This is a genomic window from Burkholderia cepacia (genome assembly GCF_001718835.1).
GTDB classification, from domain to species: Bacteria; Pseudomonadota; Gammaproteobacteria; order Burkholderiales; family Burkholderiaceae; genus Burkholderia; species Burkholderia cepacia_F.
The window spans coordinates 857,564-882,582 of record NZ_CP013443.1 but is presented as its reverse complement, the minus strand read 5'-3'; the positions used below and the strand labels follow the sequence as shown (position 1 = coordinate 882,582).

The following is a 25,019-nucleotide window of genomic DNA, read 5'->3' as shown; positions in this document are numbered from 1 at the left end:
CGACACGCCCGCCGGCCTTTCCGGATTCACTACCCGATTACCGACATGAAGACTTCACCCGTTAGCCGCCCGCTGCGGCACCTGATCGCCGCGGCGGCCGCCGCGCTGATGCTGACCGGCGCGCTGCACGCCACCCGCACGCATGCCGCGACGCTCACGCTGTACAACGCGCAGCACGAGCAGGTCGTGAACCAGCTCGTCAAGGACTTCGAAGCACAGAGCGGCATCTCCGTGAAGGTGCGCTCGGGCGAGGGCCCCGCGCTCGCCGCGCAGATCGTCGCGGAAGGCGACCGCACGCCGGCCGACGTGTACTTCACCGAAAACTCGCCTGAGCTCGTGCTGCTCGACCGCAAGGGCCTGTTCGCGAAAGTCGACGCCGACGCACTGAAGGCCGTGCCCGCGCGCTTCAACCCGGCCGACGGCAACTGGGTCGGCGTGCTCGCACGCGAGAACGTGCTCGTCTACAACACCGCGAAAATCCAGCAGCAACAGTTGCCCGCGTCGCTGCTCGATCTCGCGAAGCCCGAATGGAAGGGCAAGGTCGGCGTCGCGCCGAGCGACGCGGACTTCCTGCCGCTCGTGAGCGCGGTGCTCGCGCTGCACGGCGAGGCCGCGACGCTGCAATGGCTGAAGGGCCTGAAGGCCAACGCGCAGATCTTCGACGACGACGAAGGCGTGACGGCCGCCGTCAACCGCGGCGGCGTGCTGACCGGCATCGTCAACAACTACTACTGGGACCGCCTGCACGCCGAACTCGGCGACAAGTCGACGCGCAGCGCGATCCATCACTTCGGCCACGGCGACGTCGGCGGTGCCGTCAACGTGTCCGGCGCCGCGGTGCTGAAAGCGTCGAAGCACCAGCCGGAAGCGCAGAAGTTCGTCGCGTATCTCGTCAGCGAGCGTGCGCAGAAGCTGATGGCGGGCGGCCACGTCAGCTTCGAGTATCCGCTGCATCCGGGCGTCGCCCCCGATCCGATCCTGAAACCGTTCAACGAACTGAGCCCGCCGGCGCTGACGTTCGAACAGCTCGGCGACGACAGCCAGGCCGGCAAGCTGCTGCGTCAGGCCGGCCTCCTCTGAGCATGAGCGACGCCGTTCCCGCCACGCCCACCGTCGCCGCCGTCACGCCCGACGCCGGTCGCGGCGCGGCATGGCGGCGCGCGCCGCACGCGCTCGTCGCGGCCGCGCTGCTCGGGCCGCTCGCGATCCTGTTGCCGCTCGGCTTCACGCTGTACCGCGCGGCCACCTTCGGCGTCGACGATGCGATCGAGCTGCTGTGGCGCCCGCTCGTCGGCGAGTTGCTTGTCAACACGCTGCTGATTACGCTCGCGGCAACGCTCACCTGCGCGGTGCTCGGCACGGCCGTCGCGTGGTGCGTCGAACGCACGACGCTGCCGTTGCGGCCGCTGTGGGCCGCGCTGGCGGCCGCGCCGCTCGCGGTGCCGCCGTTCGTCACGAGCTACGCGTGGGTATCGCTGAGCCTCGACCTGCAGGATTTCCTCGGCGCGCTGATCGTGCTGACCTCCGCGTACTTCCCGCTCGTCTACCTGCCGGTGGCCGCCGCGCTGCGCGAACTCGACCCCGCGCTGGAGGAAAGCGCGCGCACGCTCGGCTGCTCGCCGTGGCATACCTTCTTCCGCGTCGTGCTGCCGCAGTTGCGCCCCGCGCTGTGCGGCGGGATGCTGCTCGTCGCGCTCGGCGTGCTGTCCGAGTTCGGCGCCTTCCAGTTGCTGCGCTTTCGCACGTTCACGACCGAGATCTATGCGGAATACCGCACCGCGTTCGACGGCGGCGGCGCCTCGCTGCTCGGCTGCGTGCTGATCGCGCTGTGCCTCGTCTGCGTGGCCGTCGAAGCGCGCGTGCGCGGCCGCGCGCGCTACGGGCTCACGCATCGCGCGGCGCGCCGCGCCGCACTGCGTTACGAGCTCGGCGCATGGCGCGGCGTCGCCGTCGCGGGCTTCGTCGCCCTCACGTCCGCGACGCTCGGCGTGCCGCTCGCGATGATCGGCTACTGGCTCACGCAACAGGGCGCGGCCGCCGTCACGCCGGCCGACGTGTCGCCCGAGCTGCTGTGGCAGGCCGCGCTCGCGTCGTCCGGCTACGGTCTCGCCGGCGCCACGCTGACGACGCTGCTCGCGCTGCCGCTCGCGTTCCTGCTGGCGCGCTTTCCGGGCCGCGTCGCAACGACGTTCGAGCGCATCGTGATGACCGTGCAGGGCGTGCCGGGCATCGTCGTCGCGCTCGCGCTGGTCTCGCTGACGGTGCGGCTCGTCGAGCCGCTGTACCAGAGCGCGCCGATGCTGATCGGCGCGTACGCGATCCTGTTCCTGCCGCTCGCGGTCGTCAGCGTGCGCGCCGCGCTGTCGCACGTGCAGGTCCGGCTCGAGGAAACCGCGCGCGCGCTCGGCCTCGGCTGGCGCGCGACGCTCGCGCGCGTGGTGCTGCCGCTCGCCGCGCCCGGCCTCGGCGCGGCCGCGACGATGGTGTTCATCTCGGTCGTGACGGAACTCAACGCGACGCTGCTGCTGTCGCCCATCGGCACCCGCACGCTCGCGACGCAGGTGTGGAGCGACACGGCGACGCTCGCGTTCGCCGCCGCGGCGCCCTATGCGGCGCTGCTCGTCGCGCTGTCGCTCGGCGCGTCCATCGTCCTGTTCCTGTTGCTCGGCCGGGCCTCCGTGCGCGCGTGAGCCGCCGTCCGCCCGACGCGCCCTACCCGATCCCTCCATGAGCGAACTCCGAATCCGCGGCCTCTCCAAGTCGTTCGGCGCGCACGCGGTGCTGCACGACATCGACCTCACGGTGCGGCGTGGCTCGCGGCTCGCGCTGCTCGGCCCGTCCGGCAGCGGCAAGACCACCCTGCTGCGCGTGCTGTGCGGCTTCGAGCGCGCCGAGCGCGGCACCGTCGAAATCGACGGCCGCTGCGTCGCATCGGCCGACACGCACGTCGCGCCCGAGCGGCGGCGCATCGGCTACGTGCCGCAGGAAGGCGCGCTGTTTCCGCACCTGTCGGTGGCCGACAACATCGCGTTCGGGCTGCCGCGCGCGGCGCGGCGGCGCCATCATCGCGTCGACGAACTGCTCGAGATGGTCGGGCTGCCGGCATCGTATGCGAACCGCGCGCCGCAGCAACTGTCCGGCGGCCAGCAGCAGCGCGTCGCGCTCGCCCGCGCGCTCGCGCCAGAGCCGTCGCTCGTGATCCTCGACGAACCGTTCTCCGCGCTCGACACGTCGCTGCGCCACGAAACGCGCAGCGCGGTCGCGGATGCGCTCGCCGCGGCGGGCGCGACATCGGTGCTCGTCACGCACGACCAGCCCGAGGCGATGACGCTCGGCGACGAAGTAGCGGTGATGTGGCACGGCCGGCTCGTCCAGACGGCGGCGCCGCAGACGCTGTACCGGCAGCCGGTCACGCGCGACGTCGCATCGTTCGTCGGGCAGGCCGTGCTGCTGGCGGGACAGGTACGCGACGGCCGCATCGCATGCGCGCTCGGCGAACTGCCGCTCGTCGCGCCGCTGCCCGACGGGCCGGCCGACGCGATGCTGCGTCCCGAGCAGATCCACGTCATGCCGGCGGCGCTTGCCGACACCGCGCGCGGCCATACGGCGCGCGTCGAAGCCGCGCAGTTCGCGGGCCAGGACGCTGACGTGTTCGCGCGTCTCGCCACCGCGCCCGACACGCTCGTGCGTGCGCGGGTGCCCGGCCATCGCTGTCCGGCGGTCGGCGAGCGCGTCGCGCTCGCGGTCGACGGCGCGGTGATGGCGTACGCGCGCTGAGGTTCGCGGCGCGGGGCGCCGGCCTGCCGTTCGTCGTCGCTCCATCGGCGCGCCGTCACGCGCACCGCCGGACATACCCGGCGTTCAGCATCCGCCGCGCACGTCCGACACGCCCTCGGCGATGAGGCTCTTCGCCAGTTCACGTAGAAGGTGCTCGGTCAACGCGCCGGCGCCGCTCTGGGCGAGGCGTTGCAATTCGATCAGGTCCTGGGCTGCGCGGCTCATGATGGTCTCCGTGTGGTTTTGAATACGGGATGTCAAGCTGCTGGTTCGACAAGAAGGAAGCCAGCCACTCAAGCCTCATGCAGCGTTCGATCGCTGAACCGGGCACGGAGGCGTCCGTTGTGGGGATATCGGCACCCGCGTCGGGGGCAGGTTCGATCACGTCGGACGAAAAACGGAATACGTTTGTTGTGAGGAAAGTATCGGCAACGGCGGGCGGGATTCAAATCATCGAACGCTGATCTTCACGTCATATTTTCGCGGTCCGTCGTGTAGGGATTCGCCGACAGGGCCGGCGCGCCGCTGACAGCCCCGCGCGGCGCCTTCGGCCCCGCGCGTCAGCCGCGGCCCGCCGGCCCGCCCTGCGGGTCCGCACAGCATGCGCGGCACGCGCCGGCGACCGGCGCGAACGACCGGCCGTCCGCCTCGACGCAGGCGCCGAGCAGTTGCGCGAGCCCGCGCGCGCCTGCGCGCATCACGACGTCGTGATTCCATCGGAACAGCGGCCGACCGAGCGGCTCCAGCCGGTTCATCCAGCGCACGTGCGTGCGGATGTGCCAGTCGTAGCGCACGATCGTGCGTTCGCCGTCGACGGCGAACGACCAGCATCCGTCGCCCTCGATCGCGCCGCTCGCGCGGCCTTCGAGCGCATGACGCGGCTCGACGCGTCGCACGCGCATGTCGAAGGTCAGCCGGTACGGCAGCGCGCCCTTCCACGTGTACCGGTGCAGCGCGCCGACGCCACGCGCGTCGCCCGGCTCGATCTCGACGGTGCGCACGGCGCCCTTCCACCAGTCGGGCCAGCGGTCGACCTGGTAGATCGCGTCCCACACCGCCGCGAGCGGCGCGTCGACGCGCCAGGTCGTCGAGAACCGATATTCCGCCATGCAGCCTCCGGCATATCAGGGATCGAAGAAATGATCGGGAAACGCGACGTCGATCTCGACGTCGTCGAGCGTCACGGTTTCGAGCGGCACGTCGCCATCGTCCGCGAAGCTGACGACCTTCAGCGGAAAACCGTCCTCGGTATCCAGCCACAGCCGGTAGCGATGAACACCGTCGACCGCATGCGCGGGCGCGCCCGTGACCGACACGCGCAGCGCGGTCCGGCCGCCGACGGCCTCCTCGCCCTGCAGCACGGTCACGCCGCCCTCCTGCAGCGCATGAACGTTGCGCAACAGTTCGCCGACGTCGGACCGGTCGACCCGATGGCCGCTGCGGTCGCGCACGAGCGGATTGGACGGCGACAGCGTCAGCGCGGGCGGCGCATGCGCGCCGAACGGGCGCAGCCGCACCTTGCCGTCGCCGGGATCGTACGCGAGCACCGCGCCGTGATGCGGCGACACGAAATCCATCCGGATGTAGCCGGGCTTGCGGTACGCGTAGCGGATCTCGGTATGCTCGCCCTGCCGCGGCCACGCACGGATCGTCGCCCGGTACGAGCTCGCCTGCTCGAAATGCGCCTGCGCGACGGTCACGGGATCGGCGGTCATGCTCGCTCCAAGCAACGCGGCGGCGGCCAGCCATCCGGCAATCACGGCGCCGCCTCGACATCGAGCACGCCTTCCATCCCGCGCTCGCGATGGCTGCTGAAAAACAGCAGCCGATGCGTGCAATAGTAGGCGAACCGGCCCGGCTGCGCCGGCGTGAAGCGGAACGTCTTCGGCGTGGTCGACAACTCGGTGCGCACCGCGATGCCGGCCTGCGGCGCATCGATTTCGAAGCTGTGCGGCGTCAGCCCGGCCTCCTTCGACACCATCAGCTCGACCGGGACGCGGGCCTTCACGATCACGTGGTTCGGCCGGAAGAAATAGCTGCCGCCGACGATCGCGACCCGCTGCACGCCATCGGCGTCGACGGGCACGCGCACCGGCGCATCGTCGGCGGCGCGCGCGGCGCCCATGCCGGCCGCGCCGGCCGCCAGCGCAAGCAACAGGATTCGGGCCGTCCGCCACATCGCATCCTCCGTTTCCGCGCTACGCGGCTCGTCACCCCTTCCACGCGTCGGTCCGGCCGCCGAGCGCGCCGCACGCTTCGATCGCGAGTTCGCGCAGGCGCCGTTCATCGCCCTGGCCGGACAATGCGTAGCCCATCCCGCGATCCGACCAGAAGTAGGTGCGGCGGCCGTCGGCGACGAGCGCGCGCGGCGCCACGCTGCGCCCGCCGAATACGGTCGCGTACAGCGTCACGCGCTCGCCGTCCGCCCGCTGGTACATCAGTTGCGCGGCCGGCCCCGCGTCGCCCGGGAGCAGCCGGCCGCCGAGCAGCGCGTAACCGTATTCGTCGAGCGACGGCGCGCGCACCGGCTGGCCGACGCGTTCCGACAGCCACGCCGCGAGCCGCTCCGGCTCGCTCGCGCCGATTTCGACCGGGTGCTGGCGATCGATCGCGTACACCGCGTACGCGACATCCGCTCGCGCGGCGAACGCCGGCGTCCCGCTGAACGTCGTCCATTCGGCATGCAGCGCGATGCCGATCAGCAGCCCGGCCGCGAGCCCGCCGAGACCGGCCGCGACGGCGCGACGCCACGATGCGCGGCGCTGCACGAACAGCGCGGGCGCGGCACCCGGCAGCGGGAACAGCGCCTGCAGTGCGTCGCGCTGCGCCCGGTAATGCGCGAATCGTTCGGCCTCCTCCGGATCGGCCTGCACCCGCTCGAGCATCTCGTTTCGCTCGCGCCCGGACAGCTCGCCGTCCAGCAACGCGGACAGCAGCCGGGCCGACGCGTCCGCGTCGTGTTCGTTCGAGGGCTTGCGCGAATCGTCCATCATGTCTTCCCGATCACCCGTAACGCGGCGTGCCGTGCGCCGACGGCTCGTCCGACAGCATCGCGCGCATCTGCCCGCGCGCCCGTGCGAGGCGCGACATCACCGTTCCCACCGGCACCGCCAGCACCTGCGCGGCCTCCTGGTAGCTCAGCTCCTCGAGCGCGACCAGCAGCAACACCTCGCGCTGCTCGACCGGCAACCGGTACAGCGCGCGCTGCACGTCGCGCAGCACCAGCCCGCCGATCTCGCCGGCCGGCGCGGCCATCGTTTGCCACGGCGCCGTCGCATCGTCGACCGCGATCTCGTGCCGCGCGCGCAACTGGTCGATGAAGCGGTGCCGCAGCAGCGTCAGCAGCCACGCGCGCAGGTTGCCGCCATCGCGCGGCGGGCGGTTCAGCGCACGCTCGAGCGTGTCCTGCACGAGATCGTCCGCCCAGGCGCGGTCGCCCGTCAGCGCGCGCGCATAGCGCGTGAGATGCGGCAACCACACCAGCAGGTCCGATTCATAGCTCATCAGGATGCCTCGCGCACCGCCGCGCGGTCACGGGTGCGCAACGTGCCACATGCCGCCGATCCCGTCGCCGCCCGCGTCGCCGGGCTTGCCGTCCATCTTCCACCGGTACAGCGGGTGTCCCTTGTACGCCCATTGCATCCTGCCGTCGTCGCGCTTGACGAGACTCCATGCGCCTGACGCCTTGTCGTACGCGTCGGCAAGCGCGGGCGGCCAGCTGGCCGCGCACGCGCTGTCGCACGCGCTCTTGCCGGGCGCGTCGCGATCGAACACGTACAGCGTCATGCGATCTTCGTCGACCAGCTTCCCGCCGCTCACCTGCGGCAGCTCCGCGGCGGCGGGCAGCGCCGCCCCGATCGTCAACGCGGCGACGAGCAGCATCCGTTTCATTCCCGCTCTCCTTCGCATGGCATAGCGACGCGCACGGCGCCGCCGGGCGCGGACGCGGCCGGCGCGAAACCGGAGAATCGACGCCATCGCGGAAATTATCCCGCCGCGCGGCCGCGCCGTGACTCGGTAGATAAACGGACGAGCGCGGCCAATTATTCCGTCGCGACCCGACAAATGTGCGGAAGCGGCGAGTGACGGCCGGGTTCGCGGGGGTGCGCGAGCGGGGTCGAATGGAAAAGGCGGCATGACATCGCTGTCGTGCCGCCTCGCTTGACGCCGGCGGGCAACGGCGATGCACGCCGCTGCCCGGGGTCTCCGCTGTGCTATCTCGGCAGTGCGCCCGTCAGCGACTGAAGCAGCGACGACACCGGTGCGAGCGGGTTGTTCGCCGAGCCGCCGCCCGAGTGCGGCGTGACCGACACGCTCGGCGTCGAGCCGAGCGCCGTGCCCACTGCGGCGCCGGCCGAGTTGACGACCGTGGCCGTTGCGGTCGCGCCGGTCGTCAGCGCCGAGCCGATCGCACCCGCCGTGCTGCCGGCTGCACCTGCGCCCGCGCCCATCAGGCCACCGCCCGCCGCCGCCGTCGAACCGGCCGCGCCGCCGAGCGCGCCGCCCGCCTGCGACAGTGCCGCCGGGCCGTTCGCGAGTGCGCCGGTCAGCACGCCGGCCGGATTGCCGTCGCCCTGAAGAACCGTGTCCGCGCGGCATAAGCGCGCGCTCAGCCGAAGCGTGCAGGCCGGTACGGATGGGGATCGATATAGGTCGGCGCGCCCGTCATCATTTCAGCGAGCAGGCGCCCGGTCGCGGGGCCGAGCGTGAGCCCGTGGTGACAATGGCCGAACGCGAACCACAGGTGGCGATGGCGCGGCGCGGGCCCGACCACCGGGCGCATGTCGGGCGTGCACGGCCGCATCCCGAGCCACGGCTCGGGATCGAGCCGCTCGCCGATGCCGAACGCGTCGCGCGCCAGCGGCTCCGCACGCGCGAGCTGCACGCCGGTCGGCGGTGCGCCGCGCAGCGCGATCTCGACGCCGGTCGTGAGCCGCAGGCGGTCCCCTTCCATCGGCGCGACGACGAAACCTTCCTCGGTATCGCACACGGGCACGGCGAGCGGCGTGCGCGTCGGCCGGTAGTGCATGTGGTAGCCGCGCTTCGCGCGCAGCGGAATCCGGTAGCCGAGCGGCGCGAATACATGATCCGACCACGGCCCGAGCGCGACCACCGCCGAGCGGGCCGCGATCCGCCCATGCGCGGTGTCGACGCTCCAGCCGTCGCGTTCCTGCGCAAGCGTGGTCGCGTCGCCGAGCACGAACGTGCCGCCGTCGCGCTCGAACAACCGGGCGTAGGCCTTGGTCAGCCCGCCCGGGCTCGATACGGTCTTCGGGTCCCGCCAGTGGAATGCGCCGCAGAAAGCGTCGCCGACGCCGGGCTCCGTCGCGCGCAACGCACGTGCATCGAGCACCGTCATCCGCAGCCCGTGCGCGTCGGCCACGCGCTGCTGCACGCGCGTTTCCGCATCGAACAGCGCGGGCGAACGGAACGCTTCGATCCACCCGCCGTCGTGCACGAGCGGCTGCGCATCGGTACGCGCGAGCAGCGCGTCGTGCTCGACGACGCTCGCCGCGACGAGCGGCAGCAGGTCGCGCGCGGCGGCTGCGAGCCGCTGCGGCGACGATTCGCGCCAGAAGCGCGCGAGCCAGCCGGCATACGCGGGCAGCGCGCGGTAGTCCCAGTAGAGATCGACCGAGCGGTTGCGCGCATAGCGCAGCAAAGTACCGAGCCGGCGCGGAAACGCGTACGGCACGACCGACGAGCGTTCGATCAGCCCGGCATTGCCGTGGCTCGTTTCCTCGCCGGGCGCGCGCCGGTCGACGAGCGCGACGCGCAACCCGCGATCCTGCAGATGCAGCGCCGACGACACGCCGACGATGCCGGCCCCCAGAACGATGACGTCGAAATCCATGATTCCCCGTACTGCGTCGAGATTCGATGCGGCACGCGCCCGCCCGGCGGCCGGCGCGCGGCGGTCGTTACTTTGCGACGATGTCGCGCTTGAAGTACTTCTGCGACAGCGCGCCGAGCGTGCCGTCCTTCTTCAGCGCGTCGAGCGCGCCGACGATCTTCGCCTGCAGCGCCTTGTCGTTCTTGCGCATCCCGAAGCCCGTGCCTTCACCGAGCGTCGCCGGATCCTTCAGCGGCTCGCCGACGATCTGGTAATCGCGGCCGGCCGGCTTGTCGAGGAAACCGTCCTGCGCGGTCTGCGCTTCCTGCACGGCCGCGTCGAGACGACCCGCGACGAGATCGGCATAGATCTGGTCCTGATCCTGGTACGACACGACGGCCACGCCCGCGCTGGCCCAGTGCGCCTTCAGGAAATCCTCCTGCGACGAACCCTGCAGCACGCCGACGTGCTTGCCGCGCAGGCTCGCGACGTCGGGCCGCAGCGGCGAGCCGTGCTTCGCGACCATCACGATCGGCACCACGTAGATCGCCGGCGTGAAGTCGATGCTCTGCTTGCGCTTCGCGGTGATGTTCATTGCCGAATTGATCGCGTCGAACTTGCGCGCCTGCAGCGCCGGAATCAGGCCGTCGAACGAATTCTCGACCCACACGCACTTCATGTTCAGCTTCGCGCACACCGCGTTGCCGATGTCGACGTCGAAACCCTGCAGCTGACCGGCCGGCGTCTTGCTCTCGAACGGCGGATAGGCGGCTTCGATCCCGAAGCGCAACGTGGTCTGTTCCGCGTGGGCCGTGACGGCCGCGCCCGCGAAGGCCGCGGCAGCGCAAAAGGCAAGCTTCCAGTTCATGACGGGTCCTGTCCGGGTTGAGTCAATAAAGATCGGCAACGCGACTCCATGCACGCGAAATATAGACTCAAAGTCTACTATAGACTATAGGGGATACGAGAATCGTGCCCCGGTTTCGCTTCGCCGGGATCGACACCTGCCCATCCAAGACATTGATTTCAGGCGTCTTTTCAAAAACCGTCCGAACGATGGACAGCCTGAAAAGAAAAGCTCGCCCGACATCATGAGTCTATATTAGACTTTTCGTCCATCACGAACATCGCCGGACGCCACGTCGCGAGACTGCTGGTCCGGCCCCACTGGAGACGCATCCATGACGCAAACCACCCCGCCCCTGCCGCTGACCGTCGACGAAGCCGCGGTGCGCGCGGCCCTGCCGTCGCTCGACGTGCTCGGCACGCTGCGCAGCATGTTCGCGTCGCTTGCCGCGGCGCGCGCGGTGCAGCCGCCGCAGACGCTCACGCTGTTTCCCGGGCAGGCCGGCGACTTCATCACGTATCTGGGCGCGCTCGCCGATGCGCAGGTGTTCGGCGCGAAGCTGTCGCCGTATGTCGTGACGGGCGGCAAACCCATCGTCACCGCGTGGACCGCGCTGATGTCGATGCGCACGGGCCAGCCGCTGATGTGGTGCGACGCGGGCCTGCTGACCGTCGAGCGCACGGCCGGCACGACCGCGCTCGCGGTCGACTGTCTCGCGCCCGGCGACGCGAAGCATCTCGCGGTGATCGGCGCGGGCGCGGTCGGCCTCGCGCACCTGCGGCACACCGCGGGATTGCGCGACTGGGAGACGATCCGCGTGTACTCGCCCGCGCTCGCCGGCGACGCGGCGATGCGGGCCGAACTCGCGCGGCTGGACCCGCGTGCGCGGCCGGCCGACAGTGTCGACGCGTGCGTGCGCGACGCGGACGTCGTGATGCTGTGCACGTCGTCGGGCACGCCCGTGCTCGGCGACGGGATGCTCACGCGCCCCGCGCTCGTCACGTCGATCAGCACGAACGTCGCGCGCGCACACGAGATCCCGCCCGCCTGGCTGCCCGACATGGACGTGTACTGCGACTACCGGCACACGACGCCCGCGAGCGCCGGCGAGATGCAGATCGCGACGGCCGAGCACGGCTGGCGCGTCGAGCGCATCGCGGGCGACCTGCCGGCGCTCGTGCAGCGCGCGTGCCCGGCGCCGTCGCGCACGCGCCATGCGTTCTTCCGCTCGATCGGCCTCGGGCTCGAGGACATCGCGATCGCGCACGCGCTGTATGCGCACCTGACGCGCGCATGAGCGGCACGCGCGCGCGGGGCCGATACAATGACGCAACCGCCGCGGCGGCCGCGCGTCGGCGTGCCGGAGCGACGGGCCGCCAGCCCGCCGGCTCGCCCGGCCGCGGCTCACCCGAGAGTGCGATCCCGATGCGCAAGAAGAAATCCCCCGTCAAAGACCTGCTGCTCACCCGCTATGCGCCGATCGCCGACGGTATCGCCGCGCTGTTCTTCCCGTACGCGGAAGTCGTGATCCACGACCTGCACGACCAGACCGTGCTGTATCTCGCGAACAACCTGTCGAAGCGCGAGGTCGGCGACGATTCCGCGCTGGAGGAAATCGATCATTCCGCGCGCGAGCGCGTGATCGGCCCGTACGAGAAGCTGAACTGGGACGGCCGGCGGATGCGCTGCGTGAGCAACGTGCTGTTCGACGACGAGGGCCACCCGACCGGGATGATGTGCATCAACTTCAACATCGCGGTGTTCGACGAAGTGCGCGCGACGCTCGACCTGTTCATCAAGGGTGCGGGTGTCGTCGCACAGCCGGACGAGCTGTTCCGCGACGACTGGCAGGAGCGCATCAACACGTTCCTGCACGGCTGGCTGCGCGAGCGGCAGGTCGGGCTGAACGGGCTCACGCGCGAGCACCGGCGCGAACTCGTCGAAGCGCTGTACGCGGAGGGCGCGTTCCGCGGCAAGAGCGCGGCGAACTACGTCGCGAATGTGCTCGGGATGGGCCGCGCGACGGTCTACAAGCACCTCAAGCACCTGAAGGAAACGCAGGGCGACGCATAGGCGTCGAAGCACGAAATGATATAGTCCCGGTTACATTTTTTCCCGAACCGCCATCCCATGCCGACCGCCTCCTCCCCCGCGCTTCGCCCGACCCTGACCGTCGAAATCTGGTCCGACCTGATCTGCCCGTGGTGCTGGATCGGCAAGCGCCGCTTCGACGAGGCGCTCGCCGCGTTCGCGCACGCCGAGCGCGTCGACGTCGCGCTGCGCGCATACCGGCTGATGCCGGGCCAGCCCGTCGAGCCGGTCGAGGCGATGCTCGCCGGCAAGTACCGGATGTCGCCCGCGCAGGTCGACCAGATGCTGCGCCAGGTGACCGATGCGGCCGCAAGCGTCGGGCTGCGTTACGACCTGCCGGGCACGCTCGTCGGCGACACGCTCGACGGCCACCGGCTCGTGAAGCTCGCGGAAGCGACGGGCCGCGCGCACGCGCTGACCGAGCGGCTGTACCGCGCGTATTTCTGCGAGCACGGCTCGCTGTTCGATCACGCCGCGCTGACCGAATTCGCGGTCGAAGCGGGGCTCGAGCGCGCGGCCGTCGAAGACGTGCTGCGCAGCGACCTGTACCGCGACGAAGTCGAAGCCGACATCGCGCGCGCCGCGCAGATCGGCGGGCGCGGCGTGCCGCTGTTCGTGTTCGGCGGCCGTTACGCGGTGTCGGGCGCACAGCCGGCCGACGCGTTCGCGCAGGCGCTCGACCAGGCATGGCGCGACGGCATCGTCGCGATCGGCGGCGACGACGCGGCCGCCTGCGGCCCCGACGGCTGCGCGCTGCCGCAGCGCGCGTAACGGCGTAACGGTCCGCTTCACTGCTGCCAGAAACCGGCAGGAAGCCGCGCCGTGCGGCGTCTAGAATGTTGCCTTTCAAATAACTAAAAAGGCCACCTCCCCATGACCCACGGGATCCACGGCGAGAGGCGCTGGTACGCGCTGATCGTCCTCTGCCTCGGCGTGCTGATGATCGTGCTCGACAGCACGATCGTGAACGTTGCGCTGCCGTCGATCAGCACCGACCTCCATTTCACCGAGACGGCCCTCGTGTGGGTCGTCAACGCGTACCTGCTGACGTTCGGCGGCTGCCTGCTGCTCGGCGGCCGTCTCGGCGACCTGTACGGCCAGCGGCGCATGTTCCTCGCCGGCCTCGTCGTCTTCACGCTCGCGTCGCTCGCGTGCGGCCTCGCCCAGTCGCAGACGATGCTGATCGCCGCGCGCGCGGTGCAGGGGCTCGGCGGCGCGGTGGTGTCGGCCGTGTCGCTGTCGCTGATCATGAATCTCTTCACCGAGCCCGGCGAACGCGCGCGGGCGATGGGCGTGTACGGCTTCGTCTGTGCGGGCGGCGGCAGCATCGGCGTGCTGCTCGGCGGGCTGCTGACGAGTTCGCTGTCGTGGCACTGGATCTTCCTCGTCAATCTGCCGATCGGCATCGCCGTTTATGCGATGTGCGTCGCGCTGCTGCCGCGCCTGCGCGCGCCGGCCGGCACCGCACGGCTCGACGTCGCGGGCGCGGTCACCGTGACCGCATCGCTGATGCTGGCGGTCTACGGGATCGTCGGCGGCAACGAAGCCGGCTGGCTGTCGACGCAGACCGTCGTGCTGATCGGCGCGGCTGTCGCGCTGCTCGCGCTGTTCATCGCGATCGAGGCGCGCACCGCGCATCCGCTGATGCCGCTCACGCTGTTCGCCGCGCGCAACGTCGCGCTCGCGAACGTGATCGGCGTGCTGTGGGCGGCCGCGATGTTCGCGTGGTTCTTCCTGTCCGCGCTGTACATGCAGCGTGTGCTCGGCTACGGGCCGCTGCAGGTCGGTCTCGCGTTCCTGCCGGCGAACCTGATCATGGCCGCGTTCTCGCTCGGGCTGTCCGCGCGTATCGTGATGCGCTTCGGGATCCGCGGCCCGATCGCGGCCGGCCTGCTGATCGCGGCCTGCGGCCTCGCCCTGTTCTCGCGCGCGCCGGTGGACGGCGGCTTCGTCTGGCACGTGCTGCCCGGCATGACGCTGCTCGGCATCGGCGCGGGCGTCGCGTTCAATCCGATGCTGCTCGCCGCGATGAGCGACGTCGATCCGGCCGACTCCGGGCTCGCGTCGGGGATCGTCAACACCGCGTTCATGATGGGCGGCGCGCTCGGCCTCGCCGTGCTCGCGAGCCTCGCGGCCGCCCGCACCGACGTGCTCGCGGCGGCGAACGCCGCGCCGCTCGACGCACTGAACGGCGGCTACCATGCGGCCTTCGCGTTCGGCGCGGCATTCGCCGCCGCCGCCGCGCTGATCGGGCTCGCGCTGCGCATCCGGCGGCAGGCCCTGGCAGGAAGCGGGGTCGGCAGCGCGATGCACTGATTCGGGGCATCGGCCGCAGGCGGCCGGACGGCCGATTTTTAACGCAGTCGTACACCGACCCGCCACTTTTGCGACAATGGCGGACTTTGACCCACGCGCCGCCGCCGCGCGTCGCCGCCGAACGCCGCATAACCGCCTGCTTCCGATGTCGTTTCCCCATATCGATCTGCTGTACTCGTTGTCCGGCCTGTTCGTCGGCATCCTCGTCGGCCTGACGGGCGTCGGCGGTGGTTCGTTGATGACACCGATCCTCGTGCTGCTGTTCGGCGTCCACCCCGCGACGGCGGTCGGCACCGACCTGCTCTACGCGGCCGCGACCAAGGCCACCGGCACGCTCGTCCACGGCCTGAAGGGTTCGATCGACTGGCGCATCACGGGCCGGCTCGCGGCGGGCAGCGTGCCGGCCGCGGCCATCACGCTGTGGTGGCTGCACACGCACGGGATGAACACGCCGGGCACCGCGCGGATGATCCAGCTCGTGCTCGGCGTCGCGCTGCTGCTCACGTCGCTCGCCCTGATCTTCCGGCCGCAGCTCACCGCGTTCGCCGCGCGCAACCCGCTCGCACCGAGCCCCGCGCGCACGCTGTGGTCGACCGTGCTGACGGGCGCCGTGCTCGGCGTGCTCGTGTCGATGACGTCGGTCGGCGCCGGCGCGATCGGCGTCACCGTGCTCCTGCTGCTGTATCCGATGCTCGCGACGACCCGCATCGTCGGTTCCGACATCGCGCACGCGGTGCCGCTCACGCTGGTCGCGGGCATGGGCCACTGGCTGCTCGGCTCGGTCGACTGGTCGATGCTGCTGTCGCTGCTGCTCGGTTCGTTGCCGGGCATCGTGCTCGGCAGCCTGCTGTCGGCGCGTGCACCCGAGCGGCTGCTGCGCAACCTGCTCGCCGCGACGCTCGTCGCGGTCGGCGTGCGGCTCGTGCTCGCGTGACGGCAGGCGCGCCACGCGCGCGCCGCTCCAATCAAGAACGCCGCCCGGCTCGTGACCGGGCGGCGTTTTTTTTACGTCGCGTCAGGCGGCGCGTGCGCCGCCCGCGCTCAGTGGAGCTGCTGCTGTTGCTCCAGCTTCTGCTGGCGCAGCTGCTGCGTGCGCGCCTGCAGCTTCAGCACCCGCTGCAGCGCGGTGCGGTTCGCGAGGATACCGTCGTAGAAGTTGGCGAGATCGCCCTTCAGCGCGGTCCGCGACGCGTCGTTCAGGTAGATCATGTGGCCCGACGGGTAGTTCTTGATCGTCAGGTTCTGCGCCTTGAGCGTCGGGTCGAGCGGCATCTGCGCGAGCGTCAGCTCCGTCTGGTGGAACGGCGTGACGGCGTCGAAATAGCCGTTCGCCGACAGCACCTTCAGGTCCGGGTTCACGCTCATCGTCGACGCCAGGTCGCCGGCCGTGTACAGCGTATTGCCGCCGCCCTTGTTCGCGCCGGTCGGGTCGGTGTGGCTGAAGTCCCAGTTGTTGAAGACCTGGTCGTTCAGGTCCACGAACGACGACGTCGACGTGTACTTGAGGTCGGTGTTGATGTAGCTGTTCCACAGCACCGTGTACGCGCCGCCGACGTTCGTGATCGACGGATCGTTGCTGCCCGAGTTCGGCAGGATGTACGGCGCGATGCCCTTGCCCGTGAAGTTCGCGCGACCGTCGTACTGGCCGATCTGCGTGCCCGGCACGAGCGTCAGGAAGAACGTGTACGGCGGGTTGTCGTCCGACGACGGCACGTTGCCGAGCGCGGCCGGGTTGCCGAACGTCTGGATCAGCGACGTCGGGTCCGTGCCGATGTACGCGCCCATCTGCTGCGCGGTCTGCAGGTTCAGGTTCAGCCGCACGTTCACGAAGCCGCCGTCCTGCGGGTTCGGCTTCTGCGCGAGCGGCGCGAGCGTGTTGTCCGCGTAGTTGCGGGCCTGGACCATGTACGCGTCGAGATCGGTCGGCGTCGGGTTGAGCGTCGTCTTCTTCCAGTAGAACGCGTCGGCCGCGAGCGTCGGGAACGTGCCCGGCGCGGACAACGCATTCGCGTAGTCGAGGATCGACGACTGCAGCGTGATCCCGTTCAGGTCGATGCCGTCCTCATGCAGCACCCACGACACGACCGCGCTGCGCGCGGTGCCGTACGACTCGCCGTACAGGAATTTCGGCGAATTCCAGCGCGAATACTTGGTCAGGTAGCGCTGGATGAAGCGGTCGATCGAGCGGGCGTCCTGGTCGGTGCCCCAGAAGTCCTTGTTCTTCGCCGGGGCGATCGCCGCCGAGTAACCGGTGCCGACCGGGTTGATGAACACGAGGTCGGTACGGTCGAGCAGGCTGTCCGGGTTGTCGAGCAGCTTGTACGGCGCGGGCGGCGTGAAGTTCGGGAACGACGACTGCAGGCGCTTCGGCCCGTACGAGCCGAGCAGCAGGTAGACCGACGACGAGCCGGGGCCGCCGTTGTAGAAGAACGTGACCGGGCGCGGCTTCGACGGGTCCGGATTGTCCTGCGTGTACGCGACGTAGAACATCTTCGCGTTCGGCGCCGACGTGACCGGGTCGATCGTCGTCAGGTGGCCCGTGGTGGCCGTGTACTTGATGGTCTTGCCGCCGATCGACACCTGCCGGTGCACGACCGCCGCGCCTTCGGTGGCGTCGGTCACCGCGTCGTTCGGCCCGGTGCCGTACACGTCGGTGTCGACGTACGGCTGGTCGGCCTGCGCGGCGTTCGTCGACGCGCCGGACGCCGGCGTATTCGCGGCCGTGGCCGCCGCGGCCGCGGCGGCGGACGGGCTCGCGCCGTCGTCGCCGCCGCACCCCGTGACGAGCAGCGCCGCGGCCGCAGCGGCGGCGAGCGGCACGCTCAGTGTCGTTCCGAATAGCGCGAAACCGTCTTTCAAGGACTTCCGTGTCGTCATTATTGCCTCTCGAACAGAACGATAAATACCGCCGGTCGCAAAGGATCATTTGCGCCGGCGCTCCGCACCAGGAATGCATTCGTTATGCGACGCACTCCGAGTTTTTTACCGGATCGGCGAATACCGATCGGCACGATTTACCCCACCCGATATTCAGCAAGCACCCAATGGAATCAATTCCATTGCAAACGGCAATTCAAAATCACTCGCGATTTCACGCCCGATTCCCGGCCGTGGCGAAGCGCATGCAGATCGAAGGCAAAGCCTCACCCCGCAAAGCCAGGCCGGACAAGGCCGCTTTGCTGCGAAAGGGCGAGCAATCCCTCTCGGCGGAGCGTCGATTAATCGCAAAATTGCGTTCAATCGCGGCCCGGGCCGAATTAATAAAACCGAAAGGATTATCTAAACGAAAGGAAAGGAATATGTGTCCCGGATAATTTATTAAATTAAGTGAAAATACCGGCGCATAATAAATTCCGGGTTTTCAGCCGTAAAGTAACAATTTGTTACGGCGCCGGCGTTTCGCCGGGCATCGAATCCGGGAAGCGATTCCCGCGCATGGGCGAAAAAAAGCCGGACGCGCGCGTCCGGCTTCGGGCGGGCGGCGGCGCGCGTTCAGAACGGCACGTCGAGCGCCCCCGCGCCGACCGTGATCGCATTGCCGCCCGGCGCGGCCGAGATCGGCGGCAGGTTCGCGCTCGTCAGCGCGGGCGCGGCGCCCGGCGTGCCGCCGCGCGGCACCGTGCGGATCACCTGCGACGGCGGCAGCGGTGCACCGTTCTTCAGGTGCCGCCACATCAGGTTCAGCGCCTGCAGGTTGTAGTAGTGAACCGGCACGAAGCGCGTGTCGAAGCCCGGCACCGGCAGGAACGCGTCGAAGTGCTGGCCGTTCGTCACCTCGTAGAACACGAGCTGGCTGCGCCCGCCTTCGCTGATGCCGTTCTGCGCGACGTACGCGCGCGATGCGTGGTTCACCGGCACCAGTGCGTCGCTGCGGCCCTGGACGATGATCGCCGGCTTGCCCTGCAGGTTCGCGTTCACGCGCACCGCGTCGACGTTCGCGGGCATCCCGAGCATCCCGTTCGTCCAGAGCTGGCGCAGGCACAGCGCGCCCGCGAAGCTCGCATCGGGTGTCGCGAGCCGGTGGTCGATACCCGCGCCCGTGTTGAACACGAGGTTGATGCCGGCCGTCGGCGGCACGCCGTTGCCGACGCCGAATACGGCCGGCATCGGCGACGTGGCGGGCGCGGCGACGGCGCCCGTCGCCGGGTTCGTCGTCGCGAAGCTGAAATTGCACAGGTTGTCGGCGACGCGCGAGCGCGTGTACGCGTTCGCGTACGTGACCGCGATCGCCGGGATCGCCTGCGAATCCCACATCGGCGCCTGCAGCAGGTCGGAATCGGCCAGGTAGCCGGCCGCGTGGAGCTGCGCGAGCGCGTCGGCGGCCTGGCTTTGCGTATCGGCCCCCGACACGAGCCCGGCCGCGGCGAGCGTCGCGCAGCGCTGCGTGCGGATCGACTGCGTGACGGCCGACGGCAGCGCGGTGAGATACGGCGCGCCGGCCAGCGCGGACGCCGCCGCCGCGCACGGCTCGAGCAGGTTCGCGAGGGTCGCGTAGTCGGCCAGCGGCCGGCCGAACGACGGCACCGGCTGGCCGCCCGAGCGCACGACCGCGTTCGGCGCCATCCGCACGTTGATTTGAGGCTCGCCAACCACGACCGCGGTGATCCAGCCGCGGCTGTCCTGCTCGGCCGCCGCGAGCGACGCGCCGCCGCCGTTGCTGACCGACGCGGCGATCGTCGTGATGTCGCCCGCGCGATAGCGCACGCCGTGATGCGAGCCGTCGACCAGCGGGCCGAACTGCTCGTTGAGCGCCCAGTACGCGAACTCGACCGACTGCAGCGTCACGCGCCCCCAGTCCTGCTCGGGATTCTGCTGCGAATGCGCGTGCTTGAACGCATAGCGGTTCGGGAAGCGGGCATTGAAGGTGGCGAGATCGCCGCTCGTCACGTTCGCGGTGAACAGGCTCGCGGTGCCGGCCAGCACCGCGTTGGCGAGCGTGCCGTCGATCAGCGTGACGGTGTCCGACATGAGTTCGTGCGCGCCATTGCCGCCGCCCTTGTCGTTGTAGGCCACCGCGCAGCCGCGCTTGAGCGCCCATTCGCCGGCCGCGGAAATCGCGCCGTACACACCGCGCGAGCCCGACGACGTCGCGGTGACGATGCACGGCTGCGCGGGATTGAAGCTGGCGGGCACCTGCACGAGCAGCGTCACGTTCTTGCTGCCGCTGCCGTCGTCGGCGTACGCGAGGTATTCGGTGCCGGGGATCTTGCCTTCGCCGAGCGTGTCGTTGCCGTCGAGATCGACGTTCGGCCCCCAGAAGCGGCCGTAGCCGCCGTTCGCACTCATGTCGACGAGCGCGCGGTAGTTCGACCAGATCGCGAGGCGGCGCAGCTCGGCCGCCGTCGGCCGGGCCGGGTTCGCGAACGCGGGCGGCACGGCGCTCGCGAGGCCGCTCTTGCCGAGGCCGGCCGTCAGCAGGTCGTCGCTCGCGCCGTCATAGGCCGTCGTGCGCACGCTGCCCGCGATGAAACCGGGCAGCTGGTTGCCGTCGCGCGTCTCGTTGCCGTTGCAGGCCCCGAACAGCGTCACGACGGCGGCCAGCGCCGCTCCGAACCCGACCCGCCTGCCCCACCGTAGCTTCGTCATTGTCGCCCTCTCTCTCGTTATGTCGGATGGACTCCAAGCGAAAACGGGCCCCGGATTTCCGAGGCCCGCCTGGATGCGAGCGCGAGCGGCGCGAACGCGCCGCCCCGCGTCATTGCGGCTGGACGCTCAGCTTGTTCGTGACCGACGTCACGCCCGTCACGCCCTTGGCTGCAGCTTCGGCCTTGTCGATCTGTGCGGCGTCGGGCACCGAGCCCTCGAGCGTGATCGCGCCACCCTTCGAACGCACGACGAGGTTCGACACATTCACGCCCTGTTCCTTCGAAATGGCCTTGCGCACCGCGTAGCCGAGCTTGCGGTTCGCTTTTTTCGCGGTTTTCGCGGCGGCCTTCGATGCGCTCTTCGCGGCGGCGGGCGCTTCGGGCGCCGCCGGCTCGCTCGACTGCGCATACACGCTGCCCGACAGACACGCGGCCACCGCGGCCACCCCCAACGCTCCCAACGCTCTCAACACGATCGACTTCATGCTATCTCCTAGTGAATCAAAACGGCCGCGCACAGTGCGGCCGACTACCCCCAAAGGCGGCCGGCCTGCACGCGCGAGCGCGGCGGGACAGCCGGTGTTTTCCACGGCGATACGAGAGAGGCAAGACGGACCGGCGGACGGCGCACGCGAAGAGCGGGCCGGCCGGGCCGGACAGCCGCCGGCCGGACGCGCCCGGTCTCATTGCGTGCCGGGTCGCGCGCGAATCGGGCGCGGCTGCGTCGCACAATGTAATCCAGCGACCGCGGAAGCGCAAAGCTTTTGACGCGGCGCCGGCGCCGGCCGGGCCCGCCGGATTCGCCGAATTCGCGCATGCGCGGCGAATCCGGTTACCATCGCCGCGAATGCATGCGATCCGTCACGCGTCCGCGTCATCGATCCGTCATGCATGCGTCACTCGCCTATCGCCGTTCATGAAGCCACTCCTGCGCCCTCGCCGGCCGCGCCGCATCCTCGCCCGCTTCGTCGCGGTGTCGTGGCGCGACCTCGCGCTGTCGATCGGCCCCACCGTGCTGCTCGCCGTCGCGGCCGTCTGGCTCGCGGTCAAGCTGATCCAGCCGGCCCCGCCGTCCACGCTCGTGATCTCGTCCGGGCCGCCCGGCAGCACGTACTGGAACGCGGCGCAGAAATACAAGACGATCCTCGCGAAGAACGGCGTCACGCTCGACGTCCAGTCGTCCGAAGGGTCCGCCCAGAACCTCGCGCGGCTGTCGAACCCGAACGCGCCGGTCGACGTCGGCTTCGTGCAGAGCGGTATCGGCCCGAAGGAGCGCGACGAACACCTCGTGTCGCTCGGCAGCATCGGCTACGTGCCGCTCGCGATCATGTACCGCGGCCCGGTCGTCGCGCGCCTGTCCGACTTCAAGGGCAAGCGGCTCGCGCTCGGCGCGGAAGGCAGCGGCGCGCGCGAACTGAGCCTCGCGTTGCTGAAGATGAACGGCATCGTGCCGGGCGGGTCGACCGAGCTGCTGCCGACCGCCGGCGAGGATGCGGCCACCGCGCTGCTCGACGGCAAGATCGACGCGGCATTCCTGTCCGGCGATTCGACGCAGATCCCGGTGATGGCGAAACTGTTCCGCGCACCGGGCGTGCACGTGTATTCGTTCACGCAGGCCGAGGCGTACGCGCGGCGCTTCCCGTACCTGACCGCGATCACGCTGCCGATGGGCGTCTACGATCTCGGCCGCAACCTGCCGCCCGCCGACATCCACACGGTCGCGCCGACCATCGAGCTGGTCGCGCGCGACTCGCTGCACCCCGCGCTGTCCGACCTGCTGATCGAGGCCGCGCGCGAGGTGCACGGCCATGCGACGATCCTGCAGCACGCGGGCGAATTCCCGTCGTCCGTCACGCGCGGCTTCCCGCTGTCCGACGACGCCGCGCGCTACTACAAATCCGGCAAGACCTTCCTGTACCGACGGCTGCCGTTCTGGGTCGCGAGCCTCGTCGACCGGCTGCTCGTCGTGGTCGTGCCGCTGATCGTCGTGCTGATCCCGGGGCTGCGGCTCGTGCCGTCGCTGTACGGCTGGCGCGTGCGCTCGCGCATCTACCGCTGGTACGGCGCGCTGATCGCGCTCGAGCGCCGTGCGCTCGGCGAGCACACGGCCGAGGAGCGCGTGCAGTTGCTCGACGAACTCGACGACATCGAGGAAGCCGTGAACCGGATGAAAATGCCGCTCGCCTATGCCGGCCAGTTCTACGTGCTGCGCGAGCACATCGGCTTCGTGCGCGAACGGCTCACCGCGCACGAAGCCGATCCGCACGGCCGCCCGCACGACGCGCCGCACGCGTCCGGCGGCGACGGCGCGCCCCCTCGGGCGACTCCCGGTTCCGCTTGACCGGACGATCCGCGATCATTGCCGCATGCGTGCGCCGCCGCGTAACATGGGGGCCGCCGCCGGGCGCCGCGCGCGAGACGGCCGGCCCCGGCCCCTTCCTCTGGAGATCGACATGACAACCGGCCTCGATACCGCCCAGCCCGCCTGGTTCTTCGACTTCGTGTCGCCGTTCTCCTACCTGCTCCTCGAACAGCACGACAAGTGGCCGGACGTGCCGTTCGAACCCGTCGCGGTGTCGCTGCCCGACCTGCAGCGCCACTGGGGGCAGCGCCCCAGCGCCGACGTGCCGGCCAAGCGCGTGTTCACGTACCGCCACGCGCTGTTCCGCGCCGAGCAGCTCGGCATCCGCTTCAAGATGCCGCCCGCGCACCCGTTCGAGTCCGACAAGGTGCTGCGCCTCGCGATCGCGCTGCGCGCCGATATCGTGACGGTGCTGGAAATGTTCCGCTTCATCTGGCGCGAAGGCAACGATCCGTCGACGCCGGAAGGCTTCGCGGCGCTGTGCGAACGCGTCGGCGTCGGCCACGGCGACGAACTGATCGAATTCGAGGAAACCGCCGCGCAGCTGCGCCGCCACATCGACGACGCGATCGCGCTCGGCGTGTTCGGCGTGCCGACGTTCTGGATGAACAAGCAGCTGTTCTGGGGCGAGGACGCGCTGCCGATGGTGCTGTACTGCGCGCGCACGCCGAACTGGCTCGAATCGCGCGAGGTCAAGCGTATCAGCGCGCTGCCGAAGGGCCGCGCGTAAGCGCGTGTCCGTGCGTAATAGCGGTCATCAACCGGTCACGATGCACGGGCGCGCGCGCCTGCGGTAAGGTTACGCGTCGCCCGCCCCATCCCCCACCGATGGAAGACGACGACCGTACCGCCTCGCTCGATATCTGGCTCGTGCGTGTGCTGCGCACGCTGCTGCTCGAGCGCAGCGTCACGCAGGCCGCGCTGCGGCTGAACCAGACCCAGCCCGCGATCAGCACCGCACTGCGCAAGCTGCGCGAGACGCTGAACGACCCGATCCTCGTGCGCGGCAAATCCGGCATGGTGCCGACCGAATACGGCGCATCGCTGCTCGAGGCCGCGCAGCGCGCGCTGCGCGAGGTCGATTTCATCGCAACGCCGCACGGCGACTTCGATCCGTCGTCCGCCCGGCGCACGTTCCGCGTCGCCGCGCCCGACTACCTGAACGATTTCTTCATGCCGACGCTGATCGAGCGCTTTCGCGACGCGGCGCCGCATGCGCACCTGGAAATCGATTCGCTGAATCCCGCGCTCGATCACGCGGGCGCGCTCGAATCCGGCGCGCTCGACCTCGTGATCGGCAACTGGCCGAAGCCCGACCCGCAGTTCGCGCGTCAGGACCTGTTCTCCGACACGATCGTGTGCCTGATGCGGGACTCCCATCCGCTCGCGCGCGGGCCGCTCACGCGCGAAGCGTACGCGTCGGCCGCGCACGTCGCGCCGACGCCGTACACCGGCGACAAGCGCAACGCAATCGAGATCGGCCTTGCCCGCGCACACCTCACGCGGCGCATCGTGACGACGCTGCCGTACTTCGGGATCGTGCCGCAGGTGCTGCTGCAATCGGACCTGATCTTCACGACGACGCGCCGCTTCGCGACGCATTATGCGCAGTTGCTGCCGCTCGTCGTCGTTACGCCGCCGGTGCCGTTTCCGCGTATCAAGAGCTACCTGCTCACGCATCCGCAACCCGACCGGCCGACCGACATCGCGTGGCTGTGTGCGCTGATGCAGAGCGTGTCCGACGAGCTGACCGCCGCACGCGGCGCGCGCAAGCGCTGACGCCGCGCGGCTCACGCGGTGCAGAAGGTTTCCTGCAGATGGGTCCAGCGCACGACGCCCGCCGCGTCGCGGTCGAACACGGCGGTCGCGCGGCGCGCGGGCAGCTCGCCCGAGGCCGCGTGCTGCGCCTCGAGATAGGTGATGACCGCGTGGCGGTCGTCCGACACGAGCACGTGCGTTTCCGACAACCCGATGCGCAGCCCCGGCTTCGCGCCGGCGAGCTTCGCGAACAGCGCGCGCATGCCGTCATGATCGACCATGCGGCCGTCGGTCAGGATCATCGTGAAATCGGCGGAGAACGACGCGAGCAGCGCGTCGAGCGCCTCGGGCGCGCTATCGACGCCGGACAGCCAGCGCTCGATGGCGACGAGGCTCGCATCGAGCGTGTCGAGATAAACCTGGTGATCGGACATGGTGCGTGCACGGTAA

General features: G+C 70.1%; 25 protein-coding genes. 11 read left to right on the top strand and 14 right to left on the bottom strand.

The window, feature by feature from the left end; genetic code table 11:
• Positions 1–45 precede the first annotated feature (45 nt).
• From WT26_RS07460 to WT26_RS07450, 3 genes are read left to right on the top strand one after another with little or no spacing between them, the layout of a single operon-like run.
• Positions 46–1,080, top strand: a complete 1,035-nt coding sequence (locus tag WT26_RS07460) for an iron ABC transporter substrate-binding protein (protein ID WP_069272508.1) — start codon at positions 46–48, stop codon at positions 1,078–1,080.
• Positions 1,081–1,082: 2 nt separating this feature from the next.
• Positions 1,083–2,690, top strand: coding sequence for an ABC transporter permease (locus WT26_RS07455; RefSeq protein WP_069272507.1), 1,608 nt, complete (start codon positions 1,083–1,085; stop codon positions 2,688–2,690).
• A gap of 37 nt (positions 2,691–2,727) precedes the next feature.
• Entirely contained in the window at positions 2,728–3,777 is a 1,050-nt protein-coding gene (locus tag WT26_RS07450; protein ID WP_069272506.1) for an ABC transporter ATP-binding protein, read from the top strand.
• 84 nt (positions 3,778–3,861) lie between these two features.
• Here WT26_RS07450 and WT26_RS37170 read toward each other — a convergent pair whose 3' ends face one another.
• From WT26_RS37170 to WT26_RS07405, 10 genes are all read right to left on the bottom strand, one after another.
• Complete coding sequence (locus WT26_RS37170; protein WP_010099042.1) at positions 3,862–4,002, bottom strand: hypothetical protein; 141 nt, start codon at positions 4,000–4,002, stop codon at positions 3,862–3,864.
• A gap of 335 nt (positions 4,003–4,337) precedes the next feature.
• Positions 4,338–4,886: an SRPBCC family protein gene (locus WT26_RS07445; protein WP_069272505.1), complete on the bottom strand. Its 549-nt coding sequence runs from the start codon at positions 4,884–4,886 to the stop codon at positions 4,338–4,340.
• A gap of 15 nt (positions 4,887–4,901) precedes the next feature.
• Positions 4,902–5,492, bottom strand: a complete 591-nt coding sequence (locus tag WT26_RS07440) for a LolA family protein (RefSeq protein ID WP_420480933.1) — start codon at positions 5,490–5,492, stop codon at positions 4,902–4,904.
• 41 nt (positions 5,493–5,533) lie between these two features.
• Positions 5,534–5,956 (bottom strand): quinol oxidase, encoded by a 423-nt coding sequence (locus WT26_RS07435; RefSeq protein WP_069272503.1) that lies wholly within the window; start codon positions 5,954–5,956, stop codon positions 5,534–5,536.
• 31 nt (positions 5,957–5,987) lie between these two features.
• A complete protein-coding gene (locus tag WT26_RS07430; protein WP_081333717.1) occupies positions 5,988–6,770 on the bottom strand; it encodes an anti-sigma factor family protein in 783 nt (260 codons plus the stop codon).
• Positions 6,771–6,780: 10 nt separating this feature from the next.
• Entirely contained in the window at positions 6,781–7,281 is a 501-nt protein-coding gene (locus tag WT26_RS07425; protein ID WP_069272501.1) for a sigma-70 family RNA polymerase sigma factor, read from the bottom strand.
• A gap of 27 nt (positions 7,282–7,308) precedes the next feature.
• Positions 7,309–7,668 carry a hypothetical protein gene (locus WT26_RS07420; protein WP_069272500.1) on the bottom strand — a complete coding sequence of 120 codons (360 nt, stop codon included), beginning with the start codon at positions 7,666–7,668 and terminating at the stop codon, positions 7,309–7,311.
• A gap of 323 nt (positions 7,669–7,991) precedes the next feature.
• The gene (locus WT26_RS07415) at positions 7,992–8,330 is read right to left on the bottom strand and encodes a hypothetical protein (RefSeq protein WP_069272499.1); all 339 of its coding nucleotides are present in this window, start codon (positions 8,328–8,330) and stop codon (positions 7,992–7,994) included.
• 56 nt (positions 8,331–8,386) lie between these two features.
• Entirely contained in the window at positions 8,387–9,631 is a 1,245-nt protein-coding gene (locus WT26_RS07410; protein WP_069272498.1) for an NAD(P)/FAD-dependent oxidoreductase, read from the bottom strand.
• Between the two features lie 67 nt (positions 9,632–9,698).
• Positions 9,699–10,478, bottom strand: a complete 780-nt coding sequence (locus WT26_RS07405; RefSeq protein ID WP_069272497.1) for an ABC transporter substrate-binding protein — start codon at positions 10,476–10,478, stop codon at positions 9,699–9,701.
• Between the two features lie 313 nt (positions 10,479–10,791).
• Here WT26_RS07405 and WT26_RS07400 point away from each other — a divergent pair, with 313 nt between their 5' ends.
• The 5 genes from WT26_RS07400 to WT26_RS07380 all read left to right on the top strand — a co-directional run bounded on the left by WT26_RS07400 (position 10,792) and on the right by WT26_RS07380 (position 15,798).
• Entirely contained in the window at positions 10,792–11,754 is a 963-nt protein-coding gene (locus WT26_RS07400) for an ornithine cyclodeaminase family protein (RefSeq protein WP_069272496.1), read from the top strand.
• A complete protein-coding gene (locus WT26_RS07395) occupies positions 11,751–12,530 on the top strand; it encodes a helix-turn-helix transcriptional regulator (RefSeq protein ID WP_069272495.1) in 780 nt (259 codons plus the stop codon). Before WT26_RS07400 ends, WT26_RS07395 begins: the two co-directional genes overlap by 4 nt.
• 57 nt (positions 12,531–12,587) lie before the next feature.
• Positions 12,588–13,319 (top strand): DsbA family oxidoreductase, encoded by a 732-nt coding sequence (locus WT26_RS07390; RefSeq protein ID WP_069272494.1) that lies wholly within the window; start codon positions 12,588–12,590, stop codon positions 13,317–13,319.
• 102 nt (positions 13,320–13,421) lie between these two features.
• On the top strand, positions 13,422–14,864 hold the full coding sequence (locus WT26_RS07385) for a DHA2 family efflux MFS transporter permease subunit (RefSeq protein ID WP_069272493.1): 1,443 nt from the start codon (positions 13,422–13,424) through the stop codon (positions 14,862–14,864).
• 145 nt (positions 14,865–15,009) lie between these two features.
• Positions 15,010–15,798 (top strand): sulfite exporter TauE/SafE family protein, encoded by a 789-nt coding sequence (locus WT26_RS07380; RefSeq protein ID WP_059731264.1) that lies wholly within the window; start codon positions 15,010–15,012, stop codon positions 15,796–15,798.
• 107 nt (positions 15,799–15,905) lie between these two features.
• On the opposite strand, the gene WT26_RS07375 is transcribed toward WT26_RS07380, so the two are convergent.
• From WT26_RS07375 to WT26_RS07365, 3 genes are all read right to left on the bottom strand, one after another.
• Positions 15,906–17,741: a S10 family peptidase gene (locus WT26_RS07375; RefSeq protein WP_069272492.1), complete on the bottom strand. Its 1,836-nt coding sequence runs from the start codon at positions 17,739–17,741 to the stop codon at positions 15,906–15,908.
• A 615-nt stretch (positions 17,742–18,356) separates the two neighbouring features.
• Positions 18,357–20,450 carry a D-(-)-3-hydroxybutyrate oligomer hydrolase gene (locus WT26_RS07370; RefSeq protein WP_069272491.1) on the bottom strand — a complete coding sequence of 698 codons (2,094 nt, stop codon included), beginning with the start codon at positions 20,448–20,450 and terminating at the stop codon, positions 18,357–18,359.
• A 109-nt stretch (positions 20,451–20,559) separates the two neighbouring features.
• On the bottom strand, positions 20,560–20,934 hold the full coding sequence (locus WT26_RS07365; protein ID WP_069272490.1) for a BON domain-containing protein: 375 nt from the start codon (positions 20,932–20,934) through the stop codon (positions 20,560–20,562).
• 431 nt (positions 20,935–21,365) lie between these two features.
• Here WT26_RS07365 and WT26_RS07360 point away from each other — a divergent pair, with 431 nt between their 5' ends.
• The 3 genes from WT26_RS07360 (at position 21,366) to WT26_RS07350 (ending at position 24,590) form a co-directional block, all read left to right on the top strand.
• Positions 21,366–22,790: a TAXI family TRAP transporter solute-binding subunit gene (locus WT26_RS07360; RefSeq protein ID WP_069272489.1), complete on the top strand. Its 1,425-nt coding sequence runs from the start codon at positions 21,366–21,368 to the stop codon at positions 22,788–22,790.
• Positions 22,791–22,902: 112 nt separating this feature from the next.
• Positions 22,903–23,541, top strand: a complete 639-nt coding sequence (locus WT26_RS07355; RefSeq protein WP_069272488.1) for a DsbA family protein — start codon at positions 22,903–22,905, stop codon at positions 23,539–23,541.
• Between the two features lie 98 nt (positions 23,542–23,639).
• Positions 23,640–24,590 (top strand): LysR family transcriptional regulator, encoded by a 951-nt coding sequence (locus tag WT26_RS07350; RefSeq protein WP_069272487.1) that lies wholly within the window; start codon positions 23,640–23,642, stop codon positions 24,588–24,590.
• A gap of 11 nt (positions 24,591–24,601) precedes the next feature.
• Here the strand turns inward: WT26_RS07350 and WT26_RS07345 are convergent, their stop codons facing one another.
• A complete protein-coding gene (locus tag WT26_RS07345; protein ID WP_069272486.1) occupies positions 24,602–25,003 on the bottom strand; it encodes a nuclear transport factor 2 family protein in 402 nt (133 codons plus the stop codon).
• Positions 25,004–25,019: the final 16 nt, after the last annotated feature.

Coding starts and splice junctions, on each gene's coding strand:
- WT26_RS07460 (WP_069272508.1), top strand. CDS start 46: ATGAAGACTTCACCCGTTAGCCGCCCGCTGCGGCACCTGATCGCCGCG.
- WT26_RS07455 (WP_069272507.1), top strand. CDS start 1,083: ATGAGCGACGCCGTTCCCGCCACGCCCACCGTCGCCGCCGTCACGCCC.
- WT26_RS07450 (WP_069272506.1), top strand. CDS start 2,728: ATGAGCGAACTCCGAATCCGCGGCCTCTCCAAGTCGTTCGGCGCGCAC.
- WT26_RS37170 (WP_010099042.1), bottom strand. CDS start 4,002: ATGAGCCGCGCAGCCCAGGACCTGATCGAATTGCAACGCCTCGCCCAG.
- WT26_RS07445 (WP_069272505.1), bottom strand. CDS start 4,886: ATGGCGGAATATCGGTTCTCGACGACCTGGCGCGTCGACGCGCCGCTC.
- WT26_RS07440 (WP_420480933.1), bottom strand. CDS start 5,492: ATGACCGCCGATCCCGTGACCGTCGCGCAGGCGCATTTCGAGCAGGCG.
- WT26_RS07435 (WP_069272503.1), bottom strand. CDS start 5,956: ATGTGGCGGACGGCCCGAATCCTGTTGCTTGCGCTGGCGGCCGGCGCG.
- WT26_RS07430 (WP_081333717.1), bottom strand. CDS start 6,770: ATGATGGACGATTCGCGCAAGCCCTCGAACGAACACGACGCGGACGCG.
- WT26_RS07425 (WP_069272501.1), bottom strand. CDS start 7,281: ATGAGCTATGAATCGGACCTGCTGGTGTGGTTGCCGCATCTCACGCGC.
- WT26_RS07420 (WP_069272500.1), bottom strand. CDS start 7,668: ATGAAACGGATGCTGCTCGTCGCCGCGTTGACGATCGGGGCGGCGCTG.
- WT26_RS07410 (WP_069272498.1), bottom strand. CDS start 9,631: ATGGATTTCGACGTCATCGTTCTGGGGGCCGGCATCGTCGGCGTGTCG.
- WT26_RS07405 (WP_069272497.1), bottom strand. CDS start 10,478: ATGAACTGGAAGCTTGCCTTTTGCGCTGCCGCGGCCTTCGCGGGCGCG.
- WT26_RS07400 (WP_069272496.1), top strand. CDS start 10,792: ATGACGCAAACCACCCCGCCCCTGCCGCTGACCGTCGACGAAGCCGCG.
- WT26_RS07395 (WP_069272495.1), top strand. CDS start 11,751: ATGAGCGGCACGCGCGCGCGGGGCCGATACAATGACGCAACCGCCGCG.
- WT26_RS07390 (WP_069272494.1), top strand. CDS start 12,588: ATGCCGACCGCCTCCTCCCCCGCGCTTCGCCCGACCCTGACCGTCGAA.
- WT26_RS07385 (WP_069272493.1), top strand. CDS start 13,422: ATGACCCACGGGATCCACGGCGAGAGGCGCTGGTACGCGCTGATCGTC.
- WT26_RS07380 (WP_059731264.1), top strand. CDS start 15,010: ATGTCGTTTCCCCATATCGATCTGCTGTACTCGTTGTCCGGCCTGTTC.
- WT26_RS07375 (WP_069272492.1), bottom strand. CDS start 17,741: ATGACGACACGGAAGTCCTTGAAAGACGGTTTCGCGCTATTCGGAACG.
- WT26_RS07370 (WP_069272491.1), bottom strand. CDS start 20,450: ATGACGAAGCTACGGTGGGGCAGGCGGGTCGGGTTCGGAGCGGCGCTG.
- WT26_RS07365 (WP_069272490.1), bottom strand. CDS start 20,934: ATGAAGTCGATCGTGTTGAGAGCGTTGGGAGCGTTGGGGGTGGCCGCG.
- WT26_RS07360 (WP_069272489.1), top strand. CDS start 21,366: ATGAAGCCACTCCTGCGCCCTCGCCGGCCGCGCCGCATCCTCGCCCGC.
- WT26_RS07355 (WP_069272488.1), top strand. CDS start 22,903: ATGACAACCGGCCTCGATACCGCCCAGCCCGCCTGGTTCTTCGACTTC.
- WT26_RS07350 (WP_069272487.1), top strand. CDS start 23,640: ATGGAAGACGACGACCGTACCGCCTCGCTCGATATCTGGCTCGTGCGT.
- WT26_RS07345 (WP_069272486.1), bottom strand. CDS start 25,003: ATGTCCGATCACCAGGTTTATCTCGACACGCTCGATGCGAGCCTCGTC.